Raw genomic sequence first — 11,759 nt, 5'->3', positions numbered from 1 at the left:
CGACCTTACCCTCGGGAAATGGCCGAGCGACGGATCGTCAGGACACTGGGCAAGCTCACCCCGATCGCGATGGCTGCTGCCATCGCGATCACGGCACCCGGCCTCGCCGCGGCCGACGCGCCACGCGGCCCGGACGTCTCTTCGTGGCAGCACGTGGACGGAACCGGAATCGACTGGTTCCAGGTCAAGGCGTCAGGGCACGAGTTCGCGATGGTCAAGGCCACCGAGTCGCTCAACTACGTCAATCCGTACTTCATCCAGGATTGCCTGGTCATGCGTGCTGCCGGCGTCTCGCGTGGGGCGTACCACTACGCAGATGTTCGCCAGTCCCCCGAAGCCCAGGCCGCCTTCTACTCGGCGATCGTCTTGGGTATCAACGGACCCGGTGACCTCCCGCCCGTTCTGGATCTCGAGGACGCAAAGGGGCTGCCTGCCGGACAGGTGATCGACTGGACTCATCGCTACCTGAATACAGTCCAGGCACTCACCGGGCGGCAGCCCATCATTTACACGTACCCCAACTTCTGGCGCACTCAGATGGCCAACACCACTGAGTTCAACCACTACCCGCTGTGGATCGCCGATTACAACGGGCAGAATGCCCCGGGACCGCTACCCGGTGGTTGGTCCAACTGGACCTTCTGGCAGTACACAAGCACCGGACGCATCCCCGGAATCACCGGGAATACCGACATCAACGTCTACAGCGGAGCCCAGGGCGATTTCGATCGCTACGCCAACAGTGTGGGGTTCGGTAGCAGCTAGATTCTGCTGCTGGGCCTCGCAGTGCCCGTTTTGGGCCCTTCCGCCTTCGAGGTATCCGTCTCGAGGAACCCGGAAGGGCCCTTTTTGGCGTCTTTACGACGTTTAGCTGGTTAGTCCGGTTGTTGCTCTCCGGTTACGAGAATTCTGCCGAACGGTAGCCGGGTCGCTGAACATCTGACCAACGGAGCGGGATCAGAAGGTAACTGCGGCAGAAAATGAACAAAACTGCCTCGCGAAAAAAGCCACAAAACGGACTTAAAGTTCGGTCTGGATCGAGGGTGGCCGTCCGGTTTCGATCAAATTCGGCGCTTGCTAGTCAATTATCGGGGCCTCGTCGCGCTTCGTTACGAGCAGCCGTGTCTCGGCCCGATCGGGATCAGTTCAATCGATTTCGGCGCGTTGGCGCGGTCGCCAAGCCCCATTCAGCGCTGGTCTTCCGGTCCTTGTTTGAGTCGATGTGGTGCATCCAACAGGCGTTATCCATATTGGTCATTTGTCCAGATTTGACCTCCTGCTCGCTGTAGTGGATCGCTCGGTCTGTTCAGCGCAAATGTCGAAAATGAACGTGCGAGTCACAGTGGCGTGCCCCGTCGGCTGAATTGTCCGTCTGAACAACTCCGCTCGGCGCAGCTTGTCCGATCTACGAACAAAAACGGCGAACGGTCCGCTTTGTCCTGCTTTCAATGGGCAAGCTCCCGGTTATCTGTTATCTTGATCCAGATAACTGGAAGGTTGCTCTCGATTGGCACGGATTTCGAGGGCCAAGGTCCTGCTCAGGGCGGCCCTTCCGACACACACGTGTTTCCGAAGAGGAGCCCGAATGACAGGACCGGCAGCAGCGTCCGGTGCGAGGTTGATCAGCCGAATGCAGGCGCATCGACCCGAACCAACCGATCCATTGGGAGTTCGCACCAGCGCTCTCGCATCTCAGTCCACTGAACATCGATCAGGCACATCCAGGGGAGTAAGAAATGCCTAACGACTTACCGCCGACCAGGTCGGCCATCTTCACCGCAGGGCTACCGCCCTGGGTGCGAGCGTGGACGGTGGTGTGGACCGCCATCGCGATGATTCTCGGTATCTCCGGCGCGACGGCAGTGGTTGCGTCCGCGCAGCCAGTCGCGACCCTTGGCGGTCCCGTTCAGGCTCAGGCACCGGCTCGCGCCGCTGTTCTTCCCGACGAACAACCCGCAAATGGTTGCGCATTCAGCGCCCCCAGCACCGGTCCTTTCTCGCAGAACATCTGCTGGATCGACATGTCGGCGCTCAATGAGGCTGCGGCTACATCCGCGGCCGGGCAGTCGATGGAAATCCAGCTCACCGAGGGCTACAAGATCAACTTCAAGGCTTTCCTCACCAACTCGGTTGCCGGAAAGAATCACCAGGGAATCGAAACCAAGGGACTTCCCACCTTGCGCTACGCAGCTCTTGGGACTTCCGCATATACGGGTGTGCCGTCGACGATCAGGCCGGCGATTTATCAGAAGTCATCCGTGAATGGACAATCCGGCGGAACGGTGTCGCTGAAGAACATCGTGATGACCGGGCCGAACGGCCCGATTTACAACTACGGCCTCGTCGCTGCCGACGCCGAGTCGACTGACGCCAACACGTCGACCGACAAAGAGTTCCTGACCTTCAATTCGGACAAGCCACTCCGCCAGATCGCACGCACGGTTGGTGCGGATGAACCCGGCTACCCCGGAATTCGGGCTTGTGACGGTGGGCTGACGGCTATGCCCGCCACCACCGTCCGATGTGATTCGTGGAACCTGGTCAACAGCCAGGAGTATTCGCCAGGAACTTTGGTTGTGGCATCGACCGCTCCGACCAACTTCGCGGCGACGTTCGGAAATACTGTTCTGGACACCTCTCGTCAGGGTCTGGCGTTCGGTGTTTTGCTGTCGAAGGTCAAGATCGACAAGGACCTCACGCGTGTCTCCCCCGGTGACGACTTCACTATCGGCATGAGCACCGGGCACCATGCCAACGCGGGTGCAGCAGCAGCGACGGAGATCAAGAGCACCACAACCGGCGCTACTGATACGACTGCATCGACTGGCTGGCGGACGCTCCTCGCGGATACGACACCCACTCCTGTCACGTTCTGGGAGAAGCCCACTAATTCGGCGACCAAGACGGCGAACTACGCGACGTCATGGGATTGCCAGGTAAACGGCGTGACCCAGGCCCTCAGGGTCGGTGACGTTGCGCAGGCAGCACTTACACCGGGTGACAACGTGTACTGCAAGGTCAAGAACACCCCGGTTCTCGTGAAGAAGTCGTCGTCACCACCTACCGGTGAGACGGTCAATATCGGCCAATCAATCACCTACACTCTGAATTTCGAGAATCCGGGCACTGCGCCGGCGACGATCGACTACACGGACTACCTCGCCGACGTCATTGATGACGGAACGGTTGCGGTCGGTGCTGCAACCGGCGGACTCACCGCCGCATTGAACGGCGCCGACAAGATCAAGGTCGGCGGCACGTTGCCGGCCGGCGGCAAGGGGACAGTCACATACACCGTCACTGTCAAAGACGGCGGCAACAAAGTCCTGAACAACTATCTGGTTCCGGGGACTACAACTCCCCCCACAACATGTGATCCTGCAACCAATCTCTGCACGACACATCCCATGCCTGGTTTCACGCTGACCAAGACGGCGGATCCGGCTTCCGGTTCGACGGTTCAGGCCGGCGACACCATTACGTACACCGTCACCGGTGCCAACACCGGCAAGACGGCCCTGACTCCCGCGACGATCACCGATGATCTGAGTGCGGTTCTCAATAACGCCGCTGTCGTTCCCGGTTCGCTGAAGGCGACTGTCGACGGCGCTCCTGTCGCTGCTCCGACTCTGTCGGGCAGCACTTTGTCGTGGTCCGCCAATCTCCAGGCCGGCAAGTCTGTTGTTCTGACTTATCAGGTGAAGGTCAACGACGGTGTTGTCGCAGGCACGGTCCTGAACAACAAGGTGACGGGTACTGCGAAGCCGCCGACGGGTCCGGAGATCACTCCTCCGCCGGTCGAGACGAATCACTCGGTTCCCGGCTTCAAATTGGAGAAGACCGCTGATCCGGTTTCCGGTTCAACGGTTCAGGCCGGCGAGTCGATCAAGTACACCGTCACCGGTACCAACACCGGCAAGACGAAGCTCGATCCCGTAAAGATCAATGATGATCTGGGGGCGGTTCTCAATAATGCTGCCATCGTTCCCGGTTCGCTGAAGGCGACTGTCGACGGCGCTCCTGTCGCTGCTCCGACTCTGTCGGGCACCACACTCTCGTGGACGGGTGCTCTCGAAGCCGGTAAGTCCGTTGTCCTCACCTATGAGGTGAAGGTCAACGACGGCGTTGCCGCAGGAACAGTTCTGAACAACAAGGTGACGGGTACTGCGAAGCCGCCGACCGGTCCGGAGATCACTCCTCCGCCGGTTGAGACGAATCACTCGGTTCCCGGTTTCACTGTCGCGAAGACTGCCGATCCGGCGTCGGGTTCGAATGTTGCTGCTGGTCAGACGATCACGTATACGGTGACCGGTAGCAACACGGGTAACACGACTCTTGATCCGGTGGTGTTGACCGATGACCTGTCGAAGGTTCTCGACAATGCCGCTCTGGTGGACGGTTCGCTCAAGGCAACGGTCGACGGTGTCGACGCGACTGTTCCGACGCTGTCGGGTACGACGCTCTCCTGGAGTGGTGCACTCGAGGCGGGTAAGTCGGTCGTTCTGAGCTATCAGGTGAAGGTCAATGCCGGTGTTGCCGGTGGCTCGTTGATCAACAACAAGGTCACCGGTACTGCGAAGCCGCCGACGGGTCCGGAGATCACTCCTCCGCCGGTGACGACCGAGCATCCGGTGGTGTCTCCGAAGATTGCTGTGGTGAAGTCTTCTGATCCGGTGTCGGGTTCGAATGTGGTTGCCGGTCAGGACATCAAGTACACGCTCACGTTTTCGAACACCGGTAGCGGTGCGGGTGAGGTTGCGTACTTCGATGATCTGCGTGGTCTGCTCGACGATGCTGATCTGGTTGCCGGCAGCTTGTCTGCTCAGGATCCGTTGGCTGCTGCGATGGTCGGTAGCGATGGTTTCTCGGTGACGGGAACCCTCGGCGCTGGTGAAACGAAGACGGTGACGTACACGGCGAAGGTCAAGGCTGATGCCGATCGTGTTGCAGCAAATGCGGACAACACGGTGCTGAACTTTGTTGTTCCGGGTACGACTCCGCCGGTGGATCCTCCGGAGGTGTGTGATCCGGCGACGCAGCTGTGCACGACGCATCCGGTGGTGTCTCCGAAGATTGCTGTGGTGAAGTCTTCTGATCCGGTGTCGGGTTCGAATGTTGTTGCCGGTCAGGACATCAAGTACACGCTCACGTTCTCGAACACCGGTAGTGGTGCGGGTGAGGTTGCGTACTTCGATGATTTGCGTGGTCTGCTCGATGATGCTGATCTGGTTGCCGGCAGCTTGTCTGCTCAGGATCCGTTGGCTGCTGCGATGGTCGGTAGCGATGGTTTCTCGGTGACGGGAACCCTCGGCGCTGGTGAAACGAAGACGGTGACGTACACGGCGAAGGTCAAGGCTGATGCCGATCGTGTTGCAGCAAATGCGGACAACACGGTGCTGAACTTTGTTGTTCCGGGTACGACTCCGCCGGTGGATCCTCCGGAGGTGTGTGATCCGGCGACGCAGCTGTGCACGACGCATCCGGTTCAGGTTCCGGGGTTCACGGTCGCGAAGGCCGCTGATCCGGTATCGGGTACCAATGTTGCTGCTGGCCAAACGATCACGTATACGGTGACCGGTAGCAATACGGGTAACACGACTCTTGATCCGGTGGTGTTGACCGATGACCTGTCGAAGGTTCTCGACAACGCCGCTCTGGTGGACGGTTCGCTGAAGGCAACGGTCGATGGTGTCGATGTGTCTGCTCCGACCCTCGAGGGCACCACGCTCTCCTGGACCGGTGCACTCGAGGCCGGTAAGTCGGTAGTCCTGACCTACCAGGTGAAGGTCAATGCCGGTGTTGCTGGTGGCTCGTTGATCAACAACAAGGTCACCGGTACTGCGAAGCCGCCGACCGGTCCGGAGATCACTCCTCCGCCGGTCACGACCGAACACCCGGTTGATGGCACTCCCGCAATCGAGGTACTGAAGTCCTCTGATCCGTCCACCACGAACCGTGTGGTTGCCGGCCAGGAGATCACGTACACGCTCACGTTCAAGAATGTGGGCACCGCGGATGGTGAGGTCAGCTTCTACGACGATCTGACCGATGTTCTCGACGATGCAGTAATGACGAAGAATCCGGCTACCACTTCCACGCTGGTTGTTTCGGGTGTCGTCGACAACGTCTTCACGGTCACCGGAAAGCTGGCCAAGGGTGCGAGCGCGACGGTGACGTACACCGTCAAGGTCAATCCCGAGATCGGAACGTTGTCGGGTCCCGGATTCACTCCGGGTGTCCTGAACAACTACCTGGTGGTTGGTGGCGAGAACCCGCCGGTGGACTGTGTCCCGGGCGACGCTCTCTGCACCGAACACCCGATAGATCCGCCGGAGACCACCACGACGGTGCCGCCGACGACCACCACCACGACGCCGCCGGTCACGACGGAGCCTTGTGTTCCTCCGACGACGACCACGCGGATGGTTCCGACCACAACGGATGCGACGACGACGGCTAGCGCGATCACTACTGGTGATGCTGATGTGACCGGTACGGAGGAATCCGCCCTCACGGAGGAGACCACAACGGAGGAGACCACCACAGAGGAAGTTGTCGCGGAAGAGATTGTGGATCCGTGTGGCGTGACGACAACTACGCCGCCGACGACAACGACGCCGGTCACGACAGTTCCGCCGACCACGACGGTTCCGACCACGACTGTGCCGGTTACACCGACGATCATCATTCCCCCGATCGTCGTTGTGCCTCCGGTCGTTGTACCGCCGACGGTTCCGGGTCAGCCGGTTCCGAGCACGGTACCGGGACAGCCGAAGCCGCCGACGGCAAACCCGGGTCAGCCCGGTCAGCCGAAGTCGCCGACGTCTACTCCTCAGGGCGGAACGATCAACTCGGGTGGTGGCGCTGGTGAGAGTGGCGTGAATACCACGTTGCTCGCAGCAGGTGGATTGGTTCTGCTGCTGGCGCTGGGAACGGGTGTTGTTCTCCTGACGCGTAAGCGTCGCGAGGATGGTGACAACTGATTCCCTTGAGAATCTGAGGTAAACGACGTGGGGCAGATCGCAGAGTATGCGATCTGCCCCACAGTCGTTTTCGTGCGTATTACGAGCCGAGCCGAGATCCGTCCTTCTTCCAGGCTGCAACTACCGACGGGCGAGGCTGGGAGGAACCACCGTCGGGCCAATGGGATGCGGGGCTTTCGATGCTGGCATCGTCGGTCTCGCCGGGGTGCTGGACGCAGACGATGACGCGCTTCTCGTCCACAATCGGTCCGCAGGTTTCGGCGCCGACGGGGACGGTGAGGAACTGCTTTGTCTCACCACGATTTTCGCCTTCGAGGACAACACTGAACAGTCCGTCGTTGGACTTGAGTGCGTTGCCGTCGGTGGAGATCCACAGGTTTCCGTGCGGGTCGAAGGCAAGGTTGTCCGGGCACGAGATGGGGCTGACCTTGCTCTTGTCGAATCCACCGAAGTAGGTATCGGCTGTGGCTGGATCACCGCAGACGAGTAGGAGATTCCAGCCGAAGGTGGTGCCGGCGTGGTCGTCGGTGATTTCGAGGACCTGGCCGTTCTTGTTGTTGTTGCGCGGGTTCGCCTCGTCGGCCGCTGCGCCGCCGTCGACGCCGCGCTTGGTGTTGTTGGTCAGCGCGACGTAAACCTTGCCGCTCTTCGGGTTTGCCTCGAAGTCCTCGGGGCGGTCCATCTTCGTTGCCCCGACCTTGTCGCCGGCCTGGCGGGTGAAGACGGCTACCTCTTCGGCACTCATGCCGTCGACCAGCGATTCGCCCTTGCCGTCTTCGCCGGTGCGCAGGATGGCTACCCACTCGCCGGTTCCGTCGAACTTGCCGTCCGCGGGGAGCTTGCCGCTGCCGTCGATCTCGCCGGCAGAGTTTCCGCTGAGCTTGGCGACGTACAGCGTTCCGGCGTCGAGCAGAGTCATGTTGTGACGCATGGCTGCTTGACTCTTGCCGTCCTGCATCTTTCGGCTGGAGACGAACTTGTACATGTAGTCGAAGCGCTCGTCGTCGCCGCTGTAGGCGACGACGGTGCCGTCCGACGTGATGTAAATGGTGGCGGCTTCGTGCTTGAAACGTCCGAGCGCTGTGTGCTTGATCGGAGTGGACGACGGATCCCAGGGATCAATCTCGACGACGTATCCGAATCGGTTGACCTCGTTGGGTTCTGCGACCAGATCGAACCGCTTGTCGAAGCGTTCCCACTTGCGCTCGGAAGCGGCGCCGGCGAGGCCGTAGCGCTTCAGCCGCGCTGCAACCGTGGGATCGGTGACGCCCTCGGCATTCGCGAAGTACTGGTTGAAGTTCTCTTCGCCGGAAAGCACTGTGCCCCAGGGTGTGACGCCGCCCGCGCAGTTGTTGAGGGTGCCGAGCACTTTGGTTCCGGTGGGATCGGCGCTCGTCTTGAGGAAGTCGCTACCAGCAGCGGGGCCGGTCACGACAAATTCCGTGGTTCCGGTGATGCGGCGGTTGTTCGATCCGATCTCCGGCACCAGCTTGCCGTTGTCGGATTCTCCCTTGACCTGGACGACCGACAGTCCGTGGCTGGCCAAGCCGATCTTGAACTGCTCCTCGGTCGGGTTCTCAGCATCGTAGCCGCGGAACATCGCGGGCTCGGTGGAGTATTCGTGGTTGACCACGAGTAGGTAGGTGTTGGGCTGTCCGTCGACCGGGAGCAATCCGGCGAAGTCGTTGTTGAATCCGAACTGCAGTTCCTGCGCTGCCGCAGTCTGCTTGTCGAAGTCGAAATCCGGTGCGCCGGCGAGAACGGCGTCTCCCCAGCGAATCACGACGGCCTGATCGTATCCGTCAGGGACGGTGACCTTGTCTTCTTTGTTGGGAGCGACAGCGCTGAAGTTCGTTCCCGCCGGTGTCGATCCGCTGCTGCTGCCACTCGCCGAACCGGTTCCCGGTTCGGCGCTTGCAGATTCGTCCGAACAGGCGACGAGGGCGCTGCCGGCTCCTACCGCGAGGACCGCCATGCCGCTGCCCCGGAGCATGCCGCGACGAGTCAGTGCCGTGCGTGCGATGTCGCGGAAGTACTCGCCGCCCGAGGTGTTGGGGACCTCGTGAGAGCACGCATTTCCGCACTTGTACTGGCAGGTGATCGACGCGCGTGCAGACCCGCCGTCGTGTTTGACGAACAAGGCCAAAGGCTTGATAGCCACCGTGAACTCCCGAGATTCGATGTACGGACTTCGGGAACCGTAGAAGCTCTAAGCAAGGGTAAAGGAACGTAAAAATGAACGGCAAAACAACGAGGCGACCCTTACCAGCAGTTCAGGAGGCGTCCCTGCGGGGACGTCGCATGACATTTGTCATCGCTGATCGGTGACGGTGTCACCGCACGTGATGACGCTGTGCACTGTTTTCGGCTCTGACTTCCCGCGAAGCTTGGATGCATGAGAGAACCACATGAGGGAAGCCTCCTGACGGACCTGATGGACATCGGACCCGCACCCACGATGGGTCGCGAACTTGTTGTGATCGTCGTGAATATCGCGATCATCGGATTGTTGTTCGCGATTATCGGCTCCAATCCCGTGTTCTGGATTCTTGTTGCCGCTCTCGCTGTCTATGCGGGTATCCGATTCGTGATCGGACTGCGCGGCTGGAACCGAGAGGAGGCGCAGCGATGAAGGGCGATCCCGTGATCGACGTTGTCGGAATGTCGCGGCGCTACGGCTCGGGCAAGGATGCGTTCGATGCTGTCCGCAATCTTGATCTGAGTGTCCAGGAAGGCGAGTTGTTCGGCCTCCTCGGAACTAACGGTGCCGGCAAGACATCCACTCTCGAAGTGATTCAGGGTCTTTCGCGAGCCAGTGCGGGTACCGTGCGCGTTCTGGGGATGGATCCGGTGCGCAACCGCAAGCAGATTCGCCCGTCACTGGGCATCATGCTTCAGAAGGGCGGCCTTCCCCAAGATCTCACTGCCCGCGAGAGTTTGGCGATGTGGGCAGGAACCTGCTCGAATCCACTTCCCGTCGACGAGGTCCTCGAGCGCGTGGACATGCGTGACCGTGGCGATACCCGCGTGAAGTTCCTCTCGGGAGGAGAAGCGCGCCGACTGGACCTGGCGTGCGCGATCATCGGCCGTCCCCTCGTCCTCTTTCTCGACGAACCGACTACCGGACTGGATCCCGAAAGTCGTCGTAACACTTGGCAATTGATCGCTGACTTGAAAGCGTCGGGCGTCACCATCATGTTGACGACGCACTACCTGGACGAGGCCGAGTCCCTGTGCGACCAGTTGGCGATCATGCACCGTGGATCGGTGGTGCGCAGCGGAACCGTGGCGGATGTCGTCGCGGATCATCCCGCCCAGATCAAACTGCACCGCCCAGGTCTTCCGCTCCCAGCGCTGGCCGGCGCCGAGGTGCGCGTCGAAAATGATCTGGTGCTGATCACCACTCGCACCGTCCAGGAGACGCTGACGGAACTGCTGCTGTGGGCGCAGCACAACGATGTCTTGCTGACGGGCTTGGATGCCCGCGCGGCATCCCTGGAGACCGTATTCCTCTCCATTGCAGACCAATTCGATCATCACGCAACTCTCGAAGGAGCGTCGGCATGAACCGCATAGCAACCCTGTCTCGTTCGGAGTTCACGCTCCTGGGACGAAATCGACTGCTGCTCTTCAATGCAATCGTCCTCCCGTTGATCTTTCCCGTGGGAATGCTGTACCTGTCGCGAGACGGCGGACTGTCCGACAAGTCGGTGTCGGCAGGCCTCGAGGTGTTTGCGCTCTTCCTGCTCGTGTTCGTGGTCTTCTACAACCTGCTGTCGGTGTACGCGACGCGTCGTGACGAGTTGGTTCTCAAGCGACTACGCACCGGGGAATGCAGCGACGCCGAGATCCTCGCGGGCCCGGCAGTACCGTCGTGGGTGCTCACCGGACTGTTGACGGTGGTCATCGGTATCGCCGTGATGGTTCTCGGCGGCAGTGCTCCGGTTAATCCCGTGCTGGTGCTGGCCGCGGTGATAGGCGGCGCCGCGCTCTTCACCGCGCTGGCGTTGATCACTTCGGCCGTCACTCGGAACGCAGAAGCGGCGCAAATCACCTGCATGCCGATTCTGATTCTGGCGACGGCAGGTATGTCTTCGATCAGGAATGTCGTGCCGGACAACATTGCTCGCATTCTCGATTTCACTCCGCTGGCCGCGGTAGTCGATCTTCTCAATCTCGGATGGCTGGGGCGGACCACTGGCGAACTGGCCGATCTGGGCGATGCGCCCGGTGCTGCGGCTGGATTTGTCGACACCTTCGGTTCGGCTGCTCAACCGCTGTTGGTCATGCTGGCATGGATCGTCGGTTCGGTTCTGATCGCGAACGTCCACTTCCGCTGGGAACCGCGTTCGTAGAACTCTGAGAAGGTAGTGAGCATGATCGCGCAGAACTTCGGACGCTGGAATCCGAGACGGACGTGGCGAACCGCGTCGAACGTCGACAAGGTTCGCCTCTACACGCGGCAATCGTTCATCATGGTCGCAGTGGTTTTCGGTGGCTTCGGTGCGGTCACCGAGGTCGTTGCGGATCGGTATCTGTCGGGTGTCTTCCTCGGAATCAGTGCCGTTGCGTGCGTCATCGCCGTGTCTCGGATGCCTGATCTGGGCGGAGTCGTGGCCAAGCCCGTCCAGATTCCCCTTGCCGTGATGACGTTGTCGGCGTTCTGCTCGGCGGGAATTGCCTTGGGAAGCAATGGCGAGAACGGCCCGTACTTCTGGTTGGCGGCAATCCTTGTCGTGCCGCTTGCGGGGTTGACGTCGTTGCGCTGGCTGATCG

General features: G+C 60.7%; 6 protein-coding genes and 1 pseudogene. 6 read left to right on the top strand and 1 reads right to left on the bottom strand.

The genetic code is table 11. The features are described from left to right. The first annotated feature begins 18 nt into the window (after positions 1–18). Positions 19–765: a glycoside hydrolase family 25 protein gene (locus ACFT1A_RS00035; RefSeq protein WP_084325600.1), complete on the top strand. Its 747-nt coding sequence runs from the start codon at positions 19–21 to the stop codon at positions 763–765. Between the two features lie 971 nt (positions 766–1,736). After that, a complete protein-coding gene (locus ACFT1A_RS00030; RefSeq protein ID WP_378445151.1) occupies positions 1,737–6,983 on the top strand; it encodes an isopeptide-forming domain-containing fimbrial protein in 5,247 nt (1,748 codons plus the stop codon). Between the two features lie 79 nt (positions 6,984–7,062). Here the strand turns inward: ACFT1A_RS00030 and ACFT1A_RS00025 are convergent, their stop codons facing one another. Further along, positions 7,063–9,144, bottom strand: a complete 2,082-nt coding sequence (locus ACFT1A_RS00025) for a PhoX family protein (protein WP_378445149.1) — start codon at positions 9,142–9,144, stop codon at positions 7,063–7,065. A 234-nt stretch (positions 9,145–9,378) separates the two neighbouring features. Here ACFT1A_RS00025 and ACFT1A_RS00020 point away from each other — a divergent pair, with 234 nt between their 5' ends. The 4 genes and pseudogenes from ACFT1A_RS00020 to ACFT1A_RS00005 form a co-directional block, all read left to right on the top strand. Continuing rightward, positions 9,379–9,615: a hypothetical protein gene (locus ACFT1A_RS00020; protein ID WP_378445146.1), complete on the top strand. Its 237-nt coding sequence runs from the start codon at positions 9,379–9,381 to the stop codon at positions 9,613–9,615. After that, entirely contained in the window at positions 9,612–10,550 is a 939-nt protein-coding gene (locus ACFT1A_RS00015; RefSeq protein ID WP_378445144.1) for an ABC transporter ATP-binding protein, read from the top strand. The genes ACFT1A_RS00020 and ACFT1A_RS00015 overlap by 4 nt, the downstream gene beginning before the upstream one ends. Beyond that, on the top strand, positions 10,547–11,338 hold the full coding sequence (locus ACFT1A_RS00010) for an ABC transporter permease (RefSeq protein WP_378445142.1): 792 nt from the start codon (positions 10,547–10,549) through the stop codon (positions 11,336–11,338). The genes ACFT1A_RS00015 and ACFT1A_RS00010 overlap by 4 nt, the downstream gene beginning before the upstream one ends. Before the next feature lie 21 nt (positions 11,339–11,359). After that, positions 11,360–11,759: pseudogene (locus ACFT1A_RS00005) on the top strand (sensor histidine kinase); the annotation flags it as partial.

The sequence above is a fragment of the Rhodococcus sp. NPDC057135 genome, from assembly GCF_042670865.1.
In the GTDB taxonomy this organism is placed as follows: domain Bacteria; phylum Actinomycetota; class Actinomycetes; order Mycobacteriales; family Mycobacteriaceae; genus Rhodococcus_F.
The sequence above is the reverse complement of the archived record's forward strand: the minus strand, read 5'-3'. Positions and strand labels throughout refer to the sequence as shown.

Excerpts from the sequence above, each read along its gene's own strand:
- ACFT1A_RS00030 (WP_378445151.1), top strand. The coding sequence starts at position 1,737 with ATGCCTAACGACTTACCGCCGACCAGGTCGGCCATCTTCACCGCAGGG.
- ACFT1A_RS00020 (WP_378445146.1), top strand. The coding sequence starts at position 9,379 with ATGAGAGAACCACATGAGGGAAGCCTCCTGACGGACCTGATGGACATC.
- ACFT1A_RS00035 (WP_084325600.1), top strand. The coding sequence starts at position 19 with ATGGCCGAGCGACGGATCGTCAGGACACTGGGCAAGCTCACCCCGATC.
- ACFT1A_RS00010 (WP_378445142.1), top strand. The coding sequence starts at position 10,547 with ATGAACCGCATAGCAACCCTGTCTCGTTCGGAGTTCACGCTCCTGGGA.
- ACFT1A_RS00015 (WP_378445144.1), top strand. The coding sequence starts at position 9,612 with ATGAAGGGCGATCCCGTGATCGACGTTGTCGGAATGTCGCGGCGCTAC.